General features: G+C 68.2%; 18 protein-coding genes and 1 riboswitch. Of the genes, 6 read left to right on the forward strand and 12 right to left on the reverse strand.

Going from position 1 to position 19722, the window contains the following annotated elements:
* Positions 1 to 157: 157 nt before the first annotated feature.
* Positions 158 to 1186, forward strand: a complete 1029-nt coding sequence (locus tag D103_RS0110690; protein ID WP_018876801.1) for a CDP-6-deoxy-delta-3,4-glucoseen reductase — start codon at positions 158 to 160, stop codon at positions 1184 to 1186.
* Between the two features lie 225 nt (positions 1187 to 1411).
* On the opposite strand, the gene D103_RS0110695 is transcribed toward D103_RS0110690, so the two are convergent.
* The 4 genes from D103_RS0110695 to D103_RS0110710 all read right to left on the reverse strand — a co-directional run bounded on the left by D103_RS0110695 (position 1412) and on the right by D103_RS0110710 (position 5077).
* Positions 1412 to 2242: a uroporphyrinogen-III synthase gene (locus tag D103_RS0110695; RefSeq protein WP_018867597.1), complete on the reverse strand. Its 831-nt coding sequence runs from the start codon at positions 2240 to 2242 to the stop codon at positions 1412 to 1414.
* A gap of 4 nt (positions 2243 to 2246) precedes the next feature.
* A complete protein-coding gene (gene hemC / locus D103_RS0110700; protein ID WP_081618404.1) occupies positions 2247 to 3191 on the reverse strand; it encodes a hydroxymethylbilane synthase in 945 nt (314 codons plus the stop codon).
* 135 nt (positions 3192 to 3326) lie between these two features.
* Positions 3327 to 4049 (reverse strand): LytTR family DNA-binding domain-containing protein, encoded by a 723-nt coding sequence (locus D103_RS0110705; RefSeq protein ID WP_018876802.1) that lies wholly within the window; start codon positions 4047 to 4049, stop codon positions 3327 to 3329.
* Positions 4046 to 5077, reverse strand: coding sequence for a sensor histidine kinase (locus tag D103_RS0110710; protein ID WP_018867594.1), 1032 nt, complete (start codon positions 5075 to 5077; stop codon positions 4046 to 4048). The genes D103_RS0110705 and D103_RS0110710 overlap by 4 nt, the downstream gene beginning before the upstream one ends.
* A 115-nt stretch (positions 5078 to 5192) precedes the next feature.
* Between D103_RS0110710 and argH the strand changes: the two genes are divergently transcribed.
* Positions 5193 to 6641 (forward strand): argininosuccinate lyase, encoded by a 1449-nt coding sequence (argH, locus tag D103_RS0110715; protein WP_018876803.1) that lies wholly within the window; start codon positions 5193 to 5195, stop codon positions 6639 to 6641.
* A gap of 57 nt (positions 6642 to 6698) precedes the next feature.
* On the opposite strand, the gene D103_RS0110720 is transcribed toward argH, so the two are convergent.
* Positions 6699 to 7202: a hypothetical protein gene (locus tag D103_RS0110720; protein ID WP_018867592.1), complete on the reverse strand. Its 504-nt coding sequence runs from the start codon at positions 7200 to 7202 to the stop codon at positions 6699 to 6701.
* A gap of 145 nt (positions 7203 to 7347) precedes the next feature.
* On the opposite strand from D103_RS0110720, the gene D103_RS0110725 reads away from it, so the two are divergent.
* Positions 7348 to 8856: a YdiU family protein gene (locus tag D103_RS0110725; RefSeq protein ID WP_018876804.1), complete on the forward strand. Its 1509-nt coding sequence runs from the start codon at positions 7348 to 7350 to the stop codon at positions 8854 to 8856.
* A gap of 42 nt (positions 8857 to 8898) precedes the next feature.
* On the opposite strand, the gene D103_RS0110730 is transcribed toward D103_RS0110725, so the two are convergent.
* Positions 8899 to 10158 (reverse strand): inorganic phosphate transporter, encoded by a 1260-nt coding sequence (locus D103_RS0110730; RefSeq protein WP_018867590.1) that lies wholly within the window; start codon positions 10156 to 10158, stop codon positions 8899 to 8901.
* A gap of 32 nt (positions 10159 to 10190) precedes the next feature.
* A complete protein-coding gene (locus tag D103_RS0110735; protein ID WP_018867589.1) occupies positions 10191 to 10871 on the reverse strand; it encodes a TIGR00153 family protein in 681 nt (226 codons plus the stop codon).
* Positions 10872 to 10971: 100 nt separating this feature from the next.
* A riboswitch (TPP riboswitch) is annotated at positions 10972 to 11069 on the forward strand.
* 77 nt (positions 11070 to 11146) lie between these two features.
* On the opposite strand from D103_RS0110735, the gene thiC reads away from it, so the two are divergent.
* Positions 11147 to 13036: a phosphomethylpyrimidine synthase ThiC gene (gene thiC, locus D103_RS0110740; RefSeq protein ID WP_018876805.1), complete on the forward strand. Its 1890-nt coding sequence runs from the start codon at positions 11147 to 11149 to the stop codon at positions 13034 to 13036.
* Between the two features lie 30 nt (positions 13037 to 13066).
* Here the strand turns inward: thiC and D103_RS0110745 are convergent, their stop codons facing one another.
* Together D103_RS0110745 and D103_RS0110750 are read right to left on the reverse strand one after the other, a co-directional pair.
* A complete protein-coding gene (locus D103_RS0110745) occupies positions 13067 to 14164 on the reverse strand; it encodes a diguanylate cyclase (RefSeq protein WP_018876806.1) in 1098 nt (365 codons plus the stop codon).
* A gap of 41 nt (positions 14165 to 14205) precedes the next feature.
* Entirely contained in the window at positions 14206 to 14583 is a 378-nt protein-coding gene (locus D103_RS0110750) for a DUF5362 family protein (RefSeq protein WP_018876807.1), read from the reverse strand.
* 226 nt (positions 14584 to 14809) lie between these two features.
* Here D103_RS0110750 and D103_RS0110755 point away from each other — a divergent pair, with 226 nt between their 5' ends.
* Positions 14810 to 15292 carry an FHA domain-containing protein gene (locus D103_RS0110755; RefSeq protein WP_018867585.1) on the forward strand — a complete coding sequence of 161 codons (483 nt, stop codon included), beginning with the start codon at positions 14810 to 14812 and terminating at the stop codon, positions 15290 to 15292.
* A 20-nt stretch (positions 15293 to 15312) separates the two neighbouring features.
* A complete protein-coding gene (locus D103_RS0110760; RefSeq protein ID WP_018867584.1) occupies positions 15313 to 17013 on the forward strand; it encodes a serine/threonine-protein kinase in 1701 nt (566 codons plus the stop codon).
* Positions 17014 to 17308: 295 nt separating this feature from the next.
* Here the strand turns inward: D103_RS0110760 and D103_RS0110765 are convergent, their stop codons facing one another.
* The 3 genes from D103_RS0110765 to D103_RS13515 form a co-directional block, all read right to left on the reverse strand.
* Complete coding sequence (locus D103_RS0110765) at positions 17309 to 18346, reverse strand: LysM peptidoglycan-binding domain-containing protein (protein ID WP_018876808.1); 1038 nt, start codon at positions 18344 to 18346, stop codon at positions 17309 to 17311.
* Between the two features lie 52 nt (positions 18347 to 18398).
* A complete protein-coding gene (locus tag D103_RS0110770) occupies positions 18399 to 19235 on the reverse strand; it encodes a PP2C family serine/threonine-protein phosphatase (protein WP_026280349.1) in 837 nt (278 codons plus the stop codon).
* 163 nt (positions 19236 to 19398) lie between these two features.
* A partial coding sequence (locus tag D103_RS13515) for an IS256 family transposase (RefSeq protein ID WP_018876809.1) occupies positions 19399 to 19722 on the reverse strand: 324 nt, incomplete at its 5' end.

Here is a 19722-nt window from a genome sequence, read left to right on the forward strand (position 1 = left end):
TGGAACGCACCTGATTCTGCCCAACCCGCTCGCGGGGCGAAACCCCCAGGGCTGGTTCCCGCGAGATCTCCATCCGGGCCACCCGGCGGGATTGCGGTTGCTTGCGTTCCGTTTGCTACTGGCGAGAATGATCGGCTTTCCGCGACCGGGGGTTTCCATGGCGTTCGATGTCACCATTCAGCCCAGTGGCCACGTGTTCGAGGTCGAGGACGACGAGACCGTCCTCGAGGCCGCCCTGCGCCAGGGCTATGCGTTTCCCTACGGCTGCCGCAATGGCGCCTGCGGCTCCTGCAAGGGGCGGGTCCTGCAGGGCGAAGTCGATCACGGACCGACCCGGCCGCAGGGCATCACCGACGCCGAACTGGCCGACGGCATGGCCCTGTTCTGCCAGGCCGTCCCGGTGGACGATCTGGAGATCGAGGTGCGCGAGATCGGCGCCGCCCGGGATATCGTCGTCAAGACCCTGCCGTGCCGTGTGGCGGAGCTGAACCGCCTCGCGGACGATGTGATGGAGCTGCGCCTGCAGCTACCGGCCACCGAACGCCTGCAGTTCCTGGCCGGGCAGTATCTGGACGTGCTGCTGAAGGGCGGCGACCGCCGCAGCTACTCGCTCGCCAACGCCCCGCATGACGATGCCCAGCTGGTTCTACACGTGCGGCAGATGCCGGGCGGGCGTTTCTCCACCATGGTGTTCGAGGAGCTCAAGCCCAAGGCCCTGCTGCGCATCGAGGGCCCGCTCGGCAGTTTCTTCGTCGACGAGGAATCGCCGCGGCCGCGCCTGTTCGTCGGCGGCGGCACCGGTTTCGGACCGCTGAAGGGTATGTTGGATCACCTGGCCGCGGAGGGGCTGGATCGGCCGCACCACCTGTTCTGGGGCGCGCGCGCGGCGGAAGGCATCTATGCCCCGGACTGGCTCACCCGAATGACGGACGAGCACGCCGAGTATTTCCGCTTCACGCCGGTCCTGTCCGATACCCCGGCCGAGACGGCCGCCGGTTTTGCCGCGGTCAGCGGCTGGCCGCACGACGCGGTGCTCGCTGAATATCCGGACCTGTCCGGCTTCGACGTCTACATGGCCGGGCCTCCGGCCATGATCCACGCCGCCCGCGAGGCCTTCCGCGCCGCCGGCCTGCCGCAGGAGCAGCTCTACTACGACAGCTTCGAGCCCGCCACCCCGGCCGAGTAAATTCGCCGGCGTTCGCAGGGCTTGTTCACCACGAAGCGCACGAAGGCACGAAGAAATTCAAGGGCGAAAAGCCTGAACAGGAAGACGCGAAGACAGGAAGATTTCTTGGGGGCATCAGAGAGTTCCCTGACGCTTGCAAGGCGTTGATCGTTTGGTCAACGCCCAAGCTGTAGAACCTTCCGATCTTCCAGTCTTCCTGTGAAAGGCTCTTGTCGTGGTGGATGATCAGGTGCGGTCCGTGCGTAGTTGGTCTGCCAGGCGGTGGACGGCGGCCAGCATGGCGGTGTCGGTGGGGTCCTCGGCGGTTTCCACCGCGGCCTTGAAGCCGAGTTCCCGCGCGATCTCGGCGATGCGCTCGCTGCCGACCACCAGCGGGGTCTTGCGCAGCCACATGCGGCCCAGCTTGCCGACCATCTCGTAGAGGTTGCGCAGGCCCTCGCCACTGGTGATGGTGATGATGTCGATCTGCCCGCGCGAGAAGGAATACATCAGTTCGCCGGTATCGCCCTCGGGACGTCCGCGGCGGTAGGCCTCGGCAAAGGTCACCTCGGCGCCGCGTTCCTTCAGCGTGTCGCCCAGCAGCTCGCGCCCGCCGTCCCCGCGGAAGATCACCACGCGCTTGCCGGCCACGTCCTGCATGGCCTCCTGCGCCAACAGCGCCTCGCTGTCGAAACGCCGCGGGGGCAGGATATCCGCCGGGCGACCGAAGCCCTTCAGCTCCTGCGCGGTGCGGTTGCCGATGGCGGCGATCTGCGTGGTCGCGGGCCAGTCGCGTTCCGCCAGTGCCAGGTTGAGTACGCGCTGCACCGCGTTCGGGCTGATAAACACCGCGATGTCGAAGCGGTCCAGCCGCTCCAGGATCTCGCGCAGGTTGGTGGGGTCGCTGGGGGCCAGGATCTCCAGCACGGGGAAACGGATCACCGTTGCGGCCTCCGCCGCCAGCGCCTCGCAAAAGGGCTCGGCCTGGGCGGCCGGGCGGGTCACCAGGATGCCGAGGCCGGCCAGCGGACCCTGACCCTCGGTGGCCACGGCGTTCTCGTCTGCGGATGCGGTCATGCGTCTACCCCTTCGTGTCCTGGCCGTGTTCGCGGTGGGCGGCCGCGAGCAGTTCACCCGCCCCCAGTTCCAGCAGCATGTCCGCGAGGCGAATCCCCAGGGCCTCGGCCTCGCCGCGCGGCCCGTCCACTTGGCGGCGCAGCAGGCGGCTGCCATCCACCGCGCCCACCAGTCCGTCCAGGTGCAGCTGGTCACCGTCCAGCGTGGCATGGGCCGCCAGCGGCACCTGGCAGCCGCCCTCCAGACGGCGGTTGAAGGCGCGTTCGGCACGCACGCGGTCGGCGGTGTCGGGGTCGTTGAGCGGCGCAATCAGGTCGCCGATCGCGCGGTCGCCCGCGCGGCATTCGATGGCGATGGCCCCCTGGCCGACCGCCGGGAGGCTGACGTCCGGCTCCAGGCAGGAGCGGATGCGTTCGTCGAACCCGAGGCGCTTGAGCCCGGCCGCGGCCAGCAGGATCGCGTCGTACTCGCCGGCATCCAGCTTGCCCAGGCGCGTGTTCACGTTGCCGCGCAGGTCGCGCACCTCCAGGTCCGGCCGCCGGGCCCGCAGCTGGCACTGGCGGCGCAGGCTGGAGGAGCCCACCCGCGCGCCCTGCGGCAGCTCGTCGACATGGGCGTAGCGGTTGGACACGAACGCATCATGCGGGTCTTCGCGGTCCAGGATCACGGGGAGTTCCAGCTGCTCCGGGAGCTCCATCGGTACGTCCTTCACCGAGTGCACCGCGATGTCGGCGCGGTCCTCCAGCAGCGCGATCTCCAGCTCCTTCACGAACAGCCCCTTGCCGCCGATCCGGGCCAACGGCGAGTCCAGCACGCGGTCGCCCTGGGTGGTCATGCCGACCAGTTCGACCGGGCGCTCGGGTTCGCGGGCGCGCAGGCGGGCGGCGACATGTTCCGCCTGCCACATGGCAAGCGGGCTCTTTCGGGTGGCGATGCGTACAGGCTTCATGGGTTGTCCGGGCGAGCCACGGCGCGGGCGGCCGGGCGTTCAAAACGCACTAGTATAACGATCATGGCGGTCGGCCCCGAATCCCGCGCGTTTCCCCGGCCTTGATCCGCCGGATGTCCGGGGCGGGCCAGGTAGTCAGGTGCCGTTGCGCAGGTACTCGCGCACCCGCGGGAGCTGGCGGCGGCTGATCGGCATCGGGTCCAGGTCGTCGTGGAACAACAGGCGGTTGTCGGTAGGTCCGAGGGTTTCGATCCCCTTGATCGACGCCTTCACCGCCAGGCAGCCGCGGTGCACCCGCAACAGCGCCGGGCCGTAGAGACTCTCCAGATCCCGCAGGCGGCCATCCACAAAACCCGCCAGGCGCGCGGAACGCGCCATCACGTAGCCGCCCTCGGCGATGAAGATATCGACCCGCTCCAGCGGGACGCGCTCCTCGCGCCGACCCACCGTGATATGCACCTCGTTGGGAAAGGTTTCGACCCGCCCCTGCTTCTGTTGCACCGCGCGCTGCAGCGCCTGTTCCAGCCGTTCGCGGCGTACCGGCTTCAGCACATAGTCGCGCACCCCCGCCTCGAAGGCCTCCAGCGGGAAGCGATCATGGGCGGTGACCAGGATCACGGTCAGCCCCGGGTCGGCGGCATGCAGGCGCCGCGCGAGCTCCAGCCCGGTTTCGCCGGGCATATCGATATCGAGCAGCAGGGCATCCGGCATGTGCTCTCGCAGGCGCGTCTCGACCTCACCGGCGTGCGCGGCCTCTGCCACCACCCGATGCCCCAGCTCCCGGGCCAGGGCGCTCAGGCGCTGGCGGGCGATGGGTTCATCGTCGGCGACCAGCAAGTCCAGTGGGCGGTCGTTCATGGGGTTCCCTCCCGGGTCGCGAGGGGCAGCCGGATGCGGACCTCGAACGCCCCGTCGCCCCCGTCGGTTTCGAAGTGTACCCGTTCACCGAAGGCATGCTGCAGTCGCAGCCGCACGGCCTCGGTGCCGGTCCCGGTACCCTCGCCGCGGGCCTGCGCGTCCACGCTGTTGCCGAGGATCAGCGTCACCCGGCCCGAGTCCATGCGGCAGCGTACCCAGATGCGGCCCGCGCCGCGCGCCGGGGCGATCCCGTGCTGGATGGCGTTCTCCGCGAGCGGCTGCAGGAACAGCGTGGGCACCGGCACGTCCAGCCCGGCATGGTCGGGACAGTCCCAGTCCAGTTCCAGGCGCTCGCCGAAGCGGGTCTGCTCGATCCCGAGGAAGGCGCGGACCAGCTCCAGCTCCTCGCGCAGCGAGTGGCGGTCCCCGGTGGCGAAGGTGGCGCGGAACAGGTCCGCCAGATCCAGGGTGATCTGCTCCGCCCGTTCCGGGTCACTGCGGCACAGGCCGGCGATGGTGTTCATGCTGTTGTAGAGAAAGTGCGGGCGCAGGCGGGCGCGCATCGCCTGTTCGCGGGCCGCGGCTACGGCCCGGGTCTCGCGCTGCCAGGCCGCCTGCAGGTAGAGGTAGTGCATCGCCACCAGGCTGAGGATGGTCGCCACACCGATTACCGGCCAGCGCAGGGCCGGGTCGGCCAGCACCAGCTCCTCCGCCAGACGATAGACAATGGCCGTGTTGGCGATGGGCACCAGCGGCGGCAGCACGATCTGGGCGATCAGGGGGAGCCGGTGCAGCGGGCGCTTCAGGGCGCACAGGATCAGAAGGCTGGTCAGCGCCACCCAGAAGATGAACAGGGCGTGCAGCGCCAGGGCCGACAGCCAGTCCTGGCCGCCACCGCGCAGCAGGGCGATCGCCAGCGCCAGCAGCACGGCGACCATCAGCACCCGCAGCAGGGTCTCCGCGCTGCAGAAGTCCGGCAGCGGCGACAGCTCCCCGTTGGTCTGCCTGGCGGAGTCCCCCTGGGCCATGCGTCAGTTGCTCCCCTGGTACCGGGCCTCGTTCCGGGGACGTGGTCGTGCCATGTTCACCCCCCCTTTGTGCCCGTATACTTCCGTGTCTTTCCAAGTCCCTTCAGGAAGCACCATGACGCAGGATTCCCCGCACGACAAGCCAGCCGCCACACCCGCCGCCTCCGGCGAGGCCAAGCTGTGGGGCGGACGCTTCTCCGAGCCGACCGATGCCTTCGTCGAGCGCTTCACCGCCTCGGTGGCGTTCGACCGCCGTCTGTATCGCGAGGACATCCAGGGCTCCCAGGCTCATGCACGCATGCTGGCGAAGGTCGGGGTGCTGACCGACGACGAGGCCGCGCAGATCCTCGAGGGGCTGGACGCGATCCGCGACGAGATCGCCGCCGGTGCGTTCGACTGGCAGGTCGGGCGCGAGGACGTGCACATGAACATCGAGGCACGGCTGATCGAGCGCATCGGTGACGTCGGCAAGAAGCTGCACACCGGGCGCTCGCGCAATGACCAGATCGCCACCGACATCCGGCTGTGGCTGCGTGCGAGCATCGACGACATCCTGCGCCTGATCCGCGGCTACCAGGACGGTCTGGTCGCCCTGGCCGAACGCGAGGCGGAGACGGTGATGCCGGGCTTCACCCACCTGCAGACCGCGCAGCCGGTCACCTTCGGCCACCACATGCTGGCCTGGTACGAGATGCTGGAGCGCGATGCCGAGCGCCTGCGTGACGCGCGTCGTCGGGTGAACATCCTGCCGCTGGGCGCGGCCGCGCTGGCCGGTACGCCGTATCCGCTGGATCGCGAATACACGGCCGACTTGCTGGGCTTTGATGGCGTGACCCGCAACTCCCTGGACGCCGTCTCCGATCGTGATTTCGCCATCGAATTCACCGCGGCCGCGGCGACCCTGATGATGCACCTGTCGCGCCAGGCCGAGGAGCTGGTGCTGTGGACCAGCGCCCAGTTCGCCTTCATCGAGCTACCGGACCGCTACTGCACCGGTTCCTCGATCATGCCGCAGAAGAAGAACCCGGACGTGCCCGAGCTGGTGCGCGGAAAGACCGGCCGCGTCTATGGCCACCTGATGTCCCTGCTGACCCTGATGAAGAGCCAGCCGCTGGCCTACAACAAGGACAACCAGGAGGACAAGGAGCCTTTGTTCGACACCGTCGATACCCTGCTCGGGTCGCTGCGCGCCTTCGGCGACATGGTGCCGAACCTCGAGGTGCGGCGGGAGAATACCCTGGCCGCGACCCGCAAGGGCTTTGCCACCGCGACCGACCTGGCGGACTACCTGGTCGGACGGGGCGTGGCCTTCCGCGACGCCCACGAGGTGGTCGGCCGGGCGGTGCGCATCGCCCAGGAACGCGGGGTGGATCTGGCGGAGCTGCCGCTGGCAGAGCTGCAGGCGATCAGCCCGGCGGTGGGCGAGGATGTCTTCGCGGTGCTGACGCCGGAGGGCTCGGCGGCGGCGCGCAACCTCACCGGGGGGACCGCCCCGGACCAGGTCCGCCGCCAGGCCGCAGCGGCGCGCGAACACCTGGCCGCGCTGGCCCGCGCGGATACCTGACGCAGAGGGCCTTGCCGGACGGACACGGGGAGAGCGCGACCCCGTTCGCCGCGAGCCTTACCTGCGATCCAGCGTGGACTCCAGCACTTCCCAGTGCACGTTGCCGTGGACGACCTCGTAGGCCAGCAGCAACTGGCCATGCGCGGAGTCACCCTCGAAGTTCGCCAGCACCCATTGGTGGTTGAGTACGTGGATGCCGTCGCGGCGGAAGGCGTATTCCTCGCCCGCCGGGGCCTCGTGAGGGATCAGGTCGGTCTGCGGCATCAGGTCGTCGGCCAGGCGCTCATTCGGGCGCACCATGCCGCGGCGTTGCAGGTCCTGGATGTGGGCGTTGGTCAGACCCAGTTCCACCGGGCGCGGCACTTCGTGGCGGGTGTACTGCTGCAGTTGCATCTGCGCCTGCAGCAGGTCGCGGTTGGCCTCCGACAGATCCTGTTCCAGACCGTTGCCGCGGGCGATGTAGATCGCCAGCACGACCACGAAGAACAGCATGAAGCCGAGCCACACCAGGCGTTCGCTGGTCTTCAGGTTCTGCGGCTTGGGGTTGTCTTGTTCGGACACGGGGCTTGCCTCCGGGATGCATGCGGACGGCCGGTGGCCACGGGCCCCGGCCGGGGAATGAACGTGCGACCGCCGTGGGTTCCTGAACCGGGGTCGTTGCGACGCGCATGATAACCCCTGACACCGCAACCTGCCGAGCTGCCCCATGTCGGTCCACGACCCTGCACAATCTGACCTCCCCGAAACGGAACTGGAGTGGATCAACCGCTTCGCCCGGTTGCCGGAGGCCTTTTATGACCGGCCCGCCCCGGCCCCGTTTCCCGGCGCCAACTGCCTGGCCGCAAGCCCCGACATGTGCGATCGCCTGGACCTGGACCCGGCCGCGTTGGAGCGCGATCCGTGGTTGGGGGTCTGTACCCGGGGGAGCGAGCTGCCGGGCGCCGAACCCCTGGCATCGGTGTATGCCGGTCATCAGTTCGGAGTATTCGTGCCACAGTTGGGGGATGGTCGCGCCAAGCTGCTCGGCGAGGTCCGAACCGCCCGGGGCGAGACCTGGGAACTGCAGGTCAAGGGGGCTGGGCCAACCCGGTACTCGCGAGGGGCGGACGGTCGTGCGGTTGTCAGGTCCTCGGTGCGCGAGTACCTGGTCTCCGAGGCGATGGCGGCGCTGGGTGTGCCTACCACGCGGGCCGTGGCGCTGTTTGGTTCCAGTCTGCGGGTCTATCGCGAGCGCATCGAACCGGGGGCCATCGTGCTGCGGGCGGCGCCGTCCTTCCTCCGCTTCGGCCATTTCGAGTACTTCCACTACAACGGCTACAGCGCGCGCCTGCAGGAGCTGATCGACTATGCCCTGGCGCACGACTATCCGGAGCTGGTGGATGCCGAAGATCCGGTGGCTGCGATGCTGGAGGCGGTGATTGGACGCACCGCGGAGATGATCGCGGACTGGCAGGCCATCGGGTTTTGTCACGGGGTGATGAACACCGACAACATGAGTCTGGCCGGGCTGACCATCGACTATGGTCCGTTCGCCTTCATGGATGCCTTCGACCCCGGCTACATCTGCAACCACACCGACCAGGGCGGGCGCTACGCCTTCGATCAGCAGCCGCAGATCGCGCAGTGGAACCTGGTCCGCCTGGCCGAGACCCTGGTGATTTACTTCGCCGACCCTACCCGGGAGGCGGCGATCGAGCGCGCCAAGGCCTTGCTGGAGGATTTCCAGCCGCAGTACCGCCGTGCCTGGCTCGCGCGCATGCGGGCGAAACTCGGCCTGCAGGCGGCGCAGGAAGGCGACGAGGCCCTGATCCAGGACCTGCTGGCCCGCATGGCGGCCGAGGGCGTGGACTACACCCGATTTTTCCGCCAGTTGCCGGATCTGGAGCAGGCGGAGACGCGCGCGCAGCTGGAATCGGAACTGGAGGATCGGGCCGCCTGGCAGGCATGGTGGTCGCGCTACCAGGCACGCCTGGCGCAGGAAGCCCGGGCGGCGGATGCGCGCCGGGCGGCGATGAACGCGGTCAACCCGAAGTACATCCTGCGCAACCACCTGGCGCAGGCCGCGATCGAGCGGGCCGAGGCCGGTGATCCCTCCGAGGTGCAGCGCCTGCAGCGGATTCTCGCCCGGCCGTTCGACGAGCAGCCCGAGTTCGAGGCCTATGCCGATCTGCCCCCGGCGTGGGCCAGCGGCATCCAGCTGAGTTGTTCGTCCTGACCGGACGGAATGCGTGCGGGGTGTGGAATGAATGCCCCGAGCTTACCCGAGGATGCCGCGCAGGATGTAGAAGTAGACCACCGCGAGGATGGCCCCGGCCGGCAGGGTCACGATCCAGGACAGGAAGATCATCCGCACCAGCCCCAGGTTGATCGCGGCGATCCCGCGCGCCAGGCCCACCCCGAGGATCGCGCCGACCAGGGTGTGCGTGGTGGAGATCGGCAAGCCGGTGCCCGAGGCCAGCACCACGGTCGCCGCCGCCGCGGCCGTGGCCGCATAGCCACGACTGGGCGTGAGCTGGGTGATGCCGGTGCCGACGGTCGCGATGACCTTGTGGCCGTAGGTGAACAGGCCGAAGACGATCCCGAACCCGCCCAGCAGCAGCACCCACATCGGCACGACCGTCTCGGTGCTCACATCGCCGGTCTGGATCACGTCCACGACCGCGGCTAGCGGCCCCACCGCATTGGCGACGTCGTTGGAGCCCAGGGCGAAGGCCATCGCGCAGCCGGTCACCACCATCTGGACGCCGAACACCTTCTCGACATTGGCAAAATGGGAGCCCTCTTCGCCCACGCCCGTGGGGTCGTCGAAGCGCAGGCGGCGGATCGCCATCATCCCGAGCACGACCACCACCGCGCTTACCAGGGTGGCGAAGCCATAGGCCTGCAGCGTCGTCAGGTCCAGCCCGACATGGGTCAGTCCCTTGAACATCGTGACCAGGGCGGTGACGAAGGCCGTCAGGAAGATGTACAGCGGGGCCCAGCGCTTGGCGTTCTTCAGCGGATCGACGGTGTCCAGGATCAGGATCTGCACACTGCGGAACAGGGCAAACGCAATCATGCCGCCGACCATGGGCGACACCACCCAGGACATCGCGATGGTCCCGACGCGCTCCCAGCGCACGACCTCGAAGCCCAGCCCGACCACGGCAAAACCGATGATGGCCCCGATGATCGAGTGGGTCGTGGAGACTGGCCAGCCGAAATAGGACGCGGCCAGGAGCCAGCTCCCGGCGGCCGCCAGGGCCGCCAGCATCCCGTACACGAGCAGTTCGGGGTTGTCCGCCATCAGGCTGGAGTCGACCATCCCGCTGCGGATGGTCTGGGTGACCTCGCCGCCGGCGAGCCAGGCCCCGGAGAATACGAAGATCGCGGCGACAAAGACCGCCTGGCGGATGGTCAGCGCGCGCGAGCCGACCGAGGTACCCATCGCATTGGCGACGTCATTGGCGCCGATGCCCCAGGCCATGAACAGGCCGAAGATCACTGCAAGGCCGAGCAACAGGGTGCTGTATTCCATGCGGTCCTCGGTTCCTTACTTGGTATGGCCTGTTACTTCGCCAGCATCAGTTGCAGGCGGCTGCCTACACGCTGGGCCAGGTCGGCCAGCTCGCCGATCGAGTCGATCACGCGGTACATGAAGATCACGTTAACCGGGGGCAGCTCCGCCTCCTGGGCGAACAGGATCTCGCGCACCTCGCGCTGGGCCTCGTCGGATTCGTGCTCGATCTGGTCCAGCTCGGTAAGGATGCCGTTGACGACCTCGACCTCGTGTCCGCGGAAACCCGCCTCCACCAGTTCGTCCAGTTCGTTGATCGCCCGACCGGCCTGATCGACCGCATCCACGCTGCGGTCGAGGAAACGCTTGATCGGTTCCCGCATGTTGTCGGGGAACTGCATCTGGCGGCCCAGCATCAGCCCGGCGATGTCCTTCGCCATGTTGGCGATGCGATCCTGGATCAGCAGGGTATCCAGCACGTCGCGGCGCGACATCGCCAGCATCATGCCCTTGGGCAGGTGCAGCCGCAGGTCCTTCTTCAGGCGGTCGGCCTCGCGCTCCAGCTTCGCGATCTTGCGCTGCTGCTCGCGCGCGGTCTCCCAGTCATCGCGCGCCATGGCCTCCATGAACGGGGGGAGCTCGGCGATGCAGGCGCGGATCTTCTCCATGTGCGCCTGCAGCGGGCGCACCGGGGAACGGCCAAACAGCTCGAAGACGAAGTTCTTGGGGGACATGGCGGCGCGAAGGTTGTCACAAAGCCATAATCTAACGCAAAACACCGTGGCCCGCGCGGACTTGTTCGTGTCGAGGCCGCCGTTCTGCGCTAGACTCTTGGATCAGAGCTGGGGGTGCCCGCCGTGGATGCGGGCTGAGAGAGTCCCCTTGAACCTGAACCGGTTAACACCGGCGGAGGGAAGCTCGGTCAACGGTCTGCTGTACCCGGGGTCCCTGCCCCCGCGATCGCCCTGCCCGCGCTCCCTTCGCCTCACGCGACAGCAGAGGTCCGATCATGAGCGCCATCCCCGAGTCGTTTGCCCGCAAGACCGCCGAGGTCTCCGCGGAGGTCACCCGCCCGTTCCCGAACTCCGAGAAGCGCTACGTCGAGGGGTCGCGCGCGGACATCCGCGTGCCGTATCGCGAGGTCGCGCAGACGCCGACGATGACCTCCGGCACGCCCGAGGAGAACCCGCCGATCCCGGTGTACGACACCTCCGGCCCCTACACCGACCCCGAGGCGAGCATCGACCTGCACCGGGGCCTGGCGGACCTGCGCGGCCCGTGGATCGACGAACGCGCGGACACCGAGTGGCTGGACGGCCCGAGTTCGGAGTACGGCCGCGCCCGCGCCGCCGACCCGGAGCTGGCCCGCCTGCGCTTCGAGCACATCCGCCCGCCGCGCCGCGCGAAGGCCGGCGCGAACGTCTCGCAGATGCACTACGCCCGGAAGGGCATCATCACCCCGGAAATGGAGTTCGTCGCGATCCGCGAGAACAACCGCCTCGAGGCGCTGCGCGCCGACCCGCGCTACCAGAAGTTGCTGCGGCAGCACGCCGGGGAGTCCTTCGGGGCCTCCATCCCCGAGGAGATTACCCCCGAGTTCGTGCGCGAGGAGATCGCCCGCGGCCGCGCGATTATCCCCGCCAACATCAACCACCCGGAACTCGAGCCGATGATCATCGGCCGCAACTTCCGGGTGAAGGTGAACACCAACATCGGCAACTCCGCGGTCACCTCCTCGATCGAGGAGGAGGTGGAGAAGCTCGTCTGGTCCGCGCGCTGGGGCGGCGACACCCTGATGGACCTGTCCACCGGCAAGAACATCCACGAGACCCGCGAGTGGATCCTGCGCAACTCGCCGGTGCCGATCGGCACCGTGCCGATCTACCAGGCGCTGGAGAAGGTCGACGGCAAGCCCGAGGATCTGACCTGGGAGCTTTTCCGCGACACCCTGATCGAACAGGCCGAACAGGGCGTGGATTACTTCACCATCCATGCCGGCGTGCGCCTGCAGTACGTACCGCTGACCGCCGACCGCGTGACCGGTATCGTCTCACGCGGCGGCTCGATCATGGCCAAGTGGTGCCTGGCGCATCACCAGGAGAACTTCCTCTACACCCACTTCGACGAGATCTGCGAGATCATGAAGGCGTTCGACGTCTCGTTCTCGCTGGGTGACGGCCTGCGCCCCGGCTGCCTGGCCGATGCCAACGATGCCGCGCAGTTCGGCGAGCTGGAGACCCTGGGCGAGCTGACGCAGAAGGCCTGGGAACACGACGTGCAGGTGATGATCGAGGGCCCCGGCCACGTCCCGCTGCAGAAGGTGAAGGAAAACGTCGACAAGGAGCTGGAGGACTGCTTCGAAGCGCCGTTCTACACCCTCGGCCCGCTGGTGACCGACATCGCCCCGGCCTACGACCACATCACCTCCGGCATCGGCGCGGCCAACATCGGCTGGTACGGCACCGCGATGCTCTGCTACGTGACACCGAAGGAACATCTGGGCCTGCCCAACAAGCAGGACGTACGCGACGGCATCATCACCTACAAGATCGCCGCTCACGCCGCCGACCTGGCCAAGGGCTTCCCCGGCGCGCAGCTGCAGGACAACGCACTCAGCAAGGCACGCTTCGAGTTCCGCTGGGAGGACCAGTTCAACCTGGCACTGGACCCGGAGCGCGCGCGCGAATTCCACGACGAGACCCTGCCCAAGGAGGCGCACAAGGTCGCCCACTTCTGCTCCATGTGCGGGCCGAACTTCTGCTCGATGAAGATCACCCAGGACGTGCGCGACTACGCCGCGGCGCAGGGCATCTCGGAGGACGAGGCCCTGAAGAAGGGCCTGCAGGAAAAGGCGGTCGAGTTCGTCGAGAAGGGCGCCAAGATCTACCGCGAGGTGTAGGCCAGCGGGGCTGGCCCGGGTCAGGACGCCCTACCGCACCTCGATGCGGTCACGGCCGTTCTTTTTCGCCGCATACAGGGCCTGGTCGGCACGATCAAAGGTGTCGACCCGGCTTTCACCCGGCCGGTATTCGGTCACGCCGAAGCTCGCGGTGCGCCGCCCGACCGTCTCGAAGTCGAAGGCATTGATACGGGCCTGCAGGTCATAGGCGACCCCCTGTGCCTGCGCGACGGACGTCTGCGGTAGCAGCACGAAGAACTCCTCGCCCCCGATCCGGCCGATCGCATCCACCTCGCGCAGATTCTGGCGCAGCAGGTCCGCGAACTGTCGCAGCACGCGGTCACCGGCACTGTGCCCCCAGGTATCGTTCACCGCCTTGAAGTGGTCGATGTCCATCAGGATCACCGAGAACGGTTCGCCGTAGCGCTCGGTGCGGGCCCGCTCCGCCTCGAACAGGCGCTCGATATGGGCGCGGTTCCATAGCGAGGTCAGCTCGTCGACCTGCGCCGAGCGTTCCAGCTGGCGTTGCTGCAGGAAGCTGTGCTTGCGCGCATGCTCCAGCATGAAGGCACTCAGCGCGCCGAAGCTGAAGGCGGCCAGCACCCACAGGAGATGCAGCTGGATCAGCTCGCCCTGCATGGGATCGCGGAAGGCGGCGACAATCACCAGGGCCACGATGGCGGTGGCGGCCATCGTGGCCGGGCGCAGCGGCAGGCCCGATATCGCGAAGGTCCACATGATGCTGAGGTAGATCTCGGGGGCGAACACCAGGAACTGCGGCGACCCGGTGTTCAGATAGAGATTGGCGCCATTCGCGATCACCGGCGCTACCATCAGCAGGGCCCACATCGGCCGTTGCAGGGGGGCCCGCAGGCTCATCGCGGCCACCGCCAGCAGCAGGCCGGGCACCAGCATCGCATGCGCGACCAGCCGTTCGCTGTGCAGGTCCGCCGCCACAGACTGTTCGACGGCGCTGAACAGGAGGTACATCAGGGCCGTCAGCAGCGCGACATAGCGGACCTGCGGGATACGCGCCTGGCGATGCCAGGCGTCGAACGCCTGTTGAACCGCGGTGTCTTCCCGGTGCAGCGGGTCCCAGAGGGCCCGTGGGCGCCTGGTGTTATCCAAGCCTTGACTCCTTTTCTGGCCCGAGCCCCGGGCGAGGGTACCTACATGGCGCCGCTCATGCCCCCCATACCCATCAGTCCGGCGCCGATCCCGAAGATCATGCCCAGCACCATCAGGATCAGGTAGATCAGCAGCAGCACACCGAAGATCGTGAAGTAGATCCGCAGGCGCCCGAGCGCGTACTTGATCGCCTCGGGGTCGCCGCTTTCGTAGGCGCGCTGGGAGGCACCGGCGGCCTGCATCAGAACCACGCCGGCCCAGATCGGGATCCACGCGATGATGATGCCGATGATCGACAGCGCGGTGAGTACGCCGGAGATGATCAGCATGATGCCGATCAGCTGCATCCAGAACTTCCCGCGAACGAGTGGTTCGATCAGTGCGCGAAGGTCGGCCGTGCTGGTTGCGTCCTGTTCCATGTTCAGACTCCTTGTCGTGTTGGCTGGTCGTGACGGGTGGGTCTCCGGAGCATAGCAGGCCGCCTCATGCTGTGACGCATTCGTTGTTTTGGCGCGTGCAGCCCGTGCATACTCGACCGGGTGCAAGCCCGAAGAGCAGGGCCGGGTCACGGCTCGAGAAGCAGGGGGATGTATGAGCGATCAGGGACGACGCAGGGATGCCGGCCGCAGCGGGCCGCAGGGCACGATGCTGTTTCAGGGGCAGGCCGTGCCCGAGCCGGAGGCGGTAGCCGATCCCGCCGGCGAGGAGACCCCGCCCGGTGGCCATCCGGTGCTGGTGGGGCTCTCCGAGCCCTTCGGCCAGCAGCGCCTGACGCTCAAGCCGGGCAAGCGCTCGGTCGGTCGCCAGGCGGACAACGACATCGTCCTGCAGGAGGGCAGCGTGTCCTCGCAGCATGCCTGGCTGGTCAACGACGGGGGCGAGTGCCGGGTGGTCAACCTGCTCTCCACCAACGGGACCTGGGTGAACGACGAGAAGGTGCACGAGGCCGTGCTGAAGGACGGCGACCATGTCCGTTTCGGGCGTGCCGAGTTCGTCTTCCGCCGCCGCGATGACGGCTCCGATGCCCGACCCGGTGGTGGCCGCCGGTCGCGCTGGCGCTGGCTCGGTATCGCGGTCGTGGTCCTGGTGCTGGCGGTGATCGCGCGCATCCTGCTCGAGACAGCCTGAGGGCCGGGCCCGGCTCCCCCATGCAGCGGATCGGGCGCTACGGGGTCGGCGAGGAGATCGGTCGCGGTGCGATGGCCGTGATCCATCGTGGTTACGACCCGGACATCCGCCGGCCGCTGGCCATCAAATCCCTGCAGCCCGACTACGCCTGCCGCCCCGAGTATCGCCGGCGCTTCCTGGCCGAGGCCCGCGCGGCCGGCACGCTGACTCATCCCGGCATCGTCACCATCTTCGATGTCGGCGAGTCGGATCACCAGCCGTTCATCGCGATGGAGCTGCTGGACGGAATCACGCTCGCGGAATTCGCCGACCAGTTCCGTCCGTTGCTGTTGCGCAATGTCCTGAAGATCGCCATCCAGCTGGTGGAAGCGCTCGATTACGCGCACCGGCATGGTGTGGTGCACCGGGATATCAAGCCGGAAAACATCATCGTCACCAGCGCCACGGCCAATATCAAGGTGATGGACTTCGGCATCGCCCGCACCCTCAGCGACCCCGACTGGCGGGCCGACGATGATGGCTATGTCGCCGGTTCCCCACACTACATGGCCCCGGAGCAGGTGCGCGGCCAGCCCACGGATGCGCGGGCCGACCTGTATTCGGTCGGCGTGGTGCTGTACGAACTCCTGACCGGCGCCACGCCGTTTCGTGGCCACGATGTCGAGACGCTGCTGACCCGGGTGGTCCGGGACCCCGTACCGTCACCCCGAGTCATCGTGCGCGACTGCCCGCAGGAACTGGTCGAGCTGGTAGTGCGCCTGCTGGCGAAAGACCCGGACCAGCGCTATCAGTCGGCGGGCGAACTGCTGGTGGACCTCGAACGCATCGAAGAGCAACGCAGCGAACGTGAGCGGGCCGGGGCGGGCCGCCGCATCGTCCCGTTGCGGCTGCGCTGGGCGGCGGTGATGGGGGTCCTGGTCGCGGTCACGCTGGTCGTCGGCGGGGCCCTGGTCCACCAGAAGCAGAATGCGGTGATGACCGACCTGGCCTTCGACTATGGCTCCACGCTCGCCCAGATCATCTCGGTGGAGAGCGCCGAGGACCTGCTGCTGGAGGACACCATCGCGGTCCAGGGCCGCCTGCGCGACATGCAGGCCAACCGCGAGATCGCCCTGCTGAGCGTGGCGGACCATCGCGGACGGGTGGTGGCCAGCAGCGATCCCGAGGCCATGGGCCAGCCGTATCAGCCGCCGCCCGAGGAGCATCTCCTCCAGCGCCGCGACGGCCAGGCCGTGTGGTCCGTGGCCGGGCCGGATGGCGGGGAGCTGTTCCTGTTCGAGGCCCCGGTGCGCTACCAGGATCACCACATCGGCCAGCTCCAGGTCGGGTTGTCCACCGGGTCGCTGCGTGCGGCCAACGAGGCCACGTTCATGGCCCTGCTGATGCTCACCCTGGTCACGTTGCTCGCGGTGCTGCTGGGGGCCTACGTCCTGGCCCGGCGCCTGCAGGAACCCCTGGACCGCCTGCGCGGGGCCCTGGACCAGATCGGTCAGGGACGGCTGGACACGCGCATCCGGGCCCGGCGTCGGGATGACTTCGAACGTGTCTTCAGTGCCTACAACGCGATGGCGGATTCGCTGGAGGCGCGCATGAAGCGGCGCACGGACGGGGTGAGCGAACCCGGCACCGGCCACGCAGCATCTGCCGGGGACCGGACCCAGGAACTGGCCCCCGAGGATCTGCCGTCCGAGGCGGCCCCGAGACGGACCGGAACCGACTAAGGAAACACTGATCCCTGTACGCGCTCGCGTTGGCACCCCAGGTTTTCCGAGACCAGGCGCGTCGCGCAGTGGCTAGTGGTTCTACCGGCCCGTTTTGGATGGATTTGGGGCGCAACGCAGAATCGGAAAACCTGGGGTACCAACCCCGAAGGGGCTCGGCCCCCCGTTGCTATCAAAAACGGGTCGCGAACGGAGTTGCGGTTCCCTTGTGCAGAATGACTGCATGGCGGTCACCGCGCATTAAACGCACGCAAAAGCGACTCGAGCGCGAGCGTGTACAGGGATCAGTGTTTCCTTAACCGTCGAGGGCGTCCAGCCGGCGCTGCAGTTCCAGCGCGCGCAGCCGGTACCCGCGGGCCGCCTCGAACTCGGGGTCGATGGCCAGCGCCTCGTCCCACAGCGCGATCGCGGTATCCAGGTCCTGGTTGCGGTAGCGCACGATGGCCTCTGCATGGAGGGCCTCCTTGCGCTGTTGCTCCAGTTCGGCGTGGTGCTGGCGTGCGCCGGAATGCTGCGGGTTCCGCGCGAGCACCTCGCCGAAGGCCTCGAGCGCCTCCGCGGTGTCCCCGGCTGACCGGGCCTCCAGACCGCGCTGGTACCAGTAGCCCGTTTTGGCCTCGCGCGCCAGGGGCTCCAGCCAGTCGGCCCACTGCGTCTCCGCCTCGGGGCGCTGCCGGGCCCGCTCCACGACCTCCAGGGCCGCGCCGTAACGCTCCGCAGCCAGATCGGCCTCAAGGGCCCGGCGCAGGCCGTCCTCGCCCACCCCGGGGGCGGCATCCGGATCCAGCGCGGTCAGCTGATCGTCCAGGTCGCTGGTGCCGCGTGGCAGATCCGATGCGTCTCGGGGGATGCGCAGCCGCTGCCCGACCAGCAATCGGTCCGGGCGCTCGAGGTCGTTGTACCGCGCGAGGATCACGAAGCGGTTGGCATCCCCCAGGTGTTCGCGGGCCAGTCGGGCCAGGGTCTCACCGGGTTCCACCGTGTGCTGGAAATGCGCCTCGCCGAGCATGGCCCGCGGATCCCCGGAAAGCTGCTCGCGCAGATGACGGGCGGCGTGGTTCCGCGGCTCGTCCGCGAGGATCCGGTCGAGCGCGACCTGTGCCCGGTCCATCTCGCCGCGCTGCAGGAGCTGCACGATCTCGGCGATCTCGAGACGTTCGATCTCCGGCTCTTCCGCTGCCGGTTCGGGCGCGGGGGGTTCCGCAAACGCCGTTTCTTCCTCGGCCTCCGCATCCGGGTTGAATACCCCCTGCAACTGCGCGCAACCGGGCAGCAGCCCGGCCAGTGCGGCGAGCAGAACGAGGCGTAAAGGCAGGGTGCGGAACTGCGTCATGGCAAGATCTTCGGTTCGGGCGCGGTGCGGCGCCCGGAGTATACGATCGGCATCAGTCCAGCGGCCACAGCAGGATCGCCAGCGCCGCGGCGAGCAGCAGCAACAGCGCCAGCGTCGGCTGGATACGGGCCTTGAGGTGCCGGCGCCAGAATCGGCCACGGGGTCGCGCCGCCCGCCAGGTGGCGAGCGCCACGTTGTCGCCGCCGGGCCCGGCGCGCCGCGCCGCCTCGCGGGCCGCCTCGGTGGTCGCGGTGCCCAGATCGGGATGGTCCAGCAGTTCAACGATCGCGTCCGGCGCGAACTGTTCCCAGAAGCCGTCGGAACACAGCAGGAAGCGGGTCTGGGCGGTCACGGGCGCCGCGTCATGGTCGACCTGTATGGGATCGACCACGCCCAGACCCTGCAGCAAGCGATTCTGCTCCGGGTGCGTGGCCATCTCCGCCTCGCGGATCACCCCCTGGTCGACCAGCTGCTGCACCCGTGTGTGGTCGCGCGTGCGGCCCTGCAGGCGGTCGCCGTCGATGTGATACAGGCGGCTGTCGCCGCAATGGGCCCAGCAGGCCGAGTCCGGCGTAACGTACAGGGCCACCAGCGTGGTTCCGGGGCGCTGGGCCGGATCGGCGCCGCCTTGTTCCAGCAGGGCCGCATGGGTCTCGAGGAACAGGCTCTCCAGCAGGGCAGGGCCATCCGCGGTCCGCCCCGCGCAGCGATTCCACAGGCGTTCGGCCGTCGCCACGGCCGTCTGCGACGCTTGCGCCCCGCCCTCGTGGCCGCCCATGCCGTCGGCCACCAGCAGCAACGCAGTTTGCCCGTCGGGTCCGTGCAGCACGGTCACCGCATCCTGCTGGTCGGCGCGGCCACCTGTCTCCCTGGCGTATCCGGTTTCCATGGCCATTCCTGGTTGGCAGTCCCGCCATGATCGCGCAGTCGGCATTTGCCTGCCAGACCCTTTAGCTGGTGGCTAGTCGCTCTTGCGGTGGTAGTCCCGAGACCGGTTGTGTGCGTCAAGTTGTGCAGAAGTGAGTGGGCCATGTTCGGTTGGTCGGTATGGCTCAGGCGGCCTCGGCCTGCCGGAGCAAGATCTTCTTGTGTTCTTTGAGCAGATCCATGTTCAGGTAGCGGTTGTCCTCCAGCCAGCCTTCGTGGATTTCGACGGCCAGGGCCCGCACCAGACGTAGACAGCTGTGGGTGTTGGGGAAGATCCGGACCACCCGGGTCCGGCGCCGGATCTCCTCGTTCAGCCGCTCGAGCATGTTGGTGCTCTTCATGTGCTTGTGATGGGCCCGCGGCAGGCGGTAGAACGTCAACGTCTCCTGGATGTTCTCCTCCACCCAGTCGCACAGGCGGGGATACTTCGCCTGCCAGCGCTCCAGCCA

Origin of the sequence: Thioalkalivibrio sp. ALE31, assembly GCF_000377405.1 — a bacterium.
Lineage (GTDB): Bacteria > Pseudomonadota > Gammaproteobacteria > Ectothiorhodospirales > Ectothiorhodospiraceae > Thioalkalivibrio.

Excerpts from the sequence above, each read along its gene's own strand:
- D103_RS0110690 (WP_018876801.1), top strand. The coding sequence starts at position 158 with ATGGCGTTCGATGTCACCATTCAGCCCAGTGGCCACGTGTTCGAGGTC.
- D103_RS0110695 (WP_018867597.1), bottom strand. The coding sequence starts at position 2,242 with ATGACCGCATCCGCAGACGAGAACGCCGTGGCCACCGAGGGTCAGGGT.
- hemC (WP_081618404.1), bottom strand. The coding sequence starts at position 3,191 with ATGAAGCCTGTACGCATCGCCACCCGAAAGAGCCCGCTTGCCATGTGG.
- D103_RS0110705 (WP_018876802.1), bottom strand. The coding sequence starts at position 4,049 with ATGAACGACCGCCCACTGGACTTGCTGGTCGCCGACGATGAACCCATC.
- D103_RS0110710 (WP_018867594.1), bottom strand. The coding sequence starts at position 5,077 with ATGGCCCAGGGGGACTCCGCCAGGCAGACCAACGGGGAGCTGTCGCCG.
- argH (WP_018876803.1), top strand. The coding sequence starts at position 5,193 with ATGACGCAGGATTCCCCGCACGACAAGCCAGCCGCCACACCCGCCGCC.
- D103_RS0110725 (WP_018876804.1), top strand. The coding sequence starts at position 7,348 with ATGTCGGTCCACGACCCTGCACAATCTGACCTCCCCGAAACGGAACTG.
- D103_RS0110730 (WP_018867590.1), bottom strand. The coding sequence starts at position 10,158 with ATGGAATACAGCACCCTGTTGCTCGGCCTTGCAGTGATCTTCGGCCTG.
- D103_RS0110735 (WP_018867589.1), bottom strand. The coding sequence starts at position 10,871 with ATGTCCCCCAAGAACTTCGTCTTCGAGCTGTTTGGCCGTTCCCCGGTG.
- thiC (WP_018876805.1), top strand. The coding sequence starts at position 11,147 with ATGAGCGCCATCCCCGAGTCGTTTGCCCGCAAGACCGCCGAGGTCTCC.
- D103_RS0110750 (WP_018876807.1), bottom strand. The coding sequence starts at position 14,583 with ATGGAACAGGACGCAACCAGCACGGCCGACCTTCGCGCACTGATCGAA.
- D103_RS0110755 (WP_018867585.1), top strand. The coding sequence starts at position 14,810 with ATGCTGTTTCAGGGGCAGGCCGTGCCCGAGCCGGAGGCGGTAGCCGAT.
- D103_RS0110760 (WP_018867584.1), top strand. The coding sequence starts at position 15,313 with ATGCAGCGGATCGGGCGCTACGGGGTCGGCGAGGAGATCGGTCGCGGT.
- D103_RS0110765 (WP_018876808.1), bottom strand. The coding sequence starts at position 18,346 with ATGACGCAGTTCCGCACCCTGCCTTTACGCCTCGTTCTGCTCGCCGCA.
- D103_RS0110770 (WP_026280349.1), bottom strand. The coding sequence starts at position 19,235 with ATGGAAACCGGATACGCCAGGGAGACAGGTGGCCGCGCCGACCAGCAG.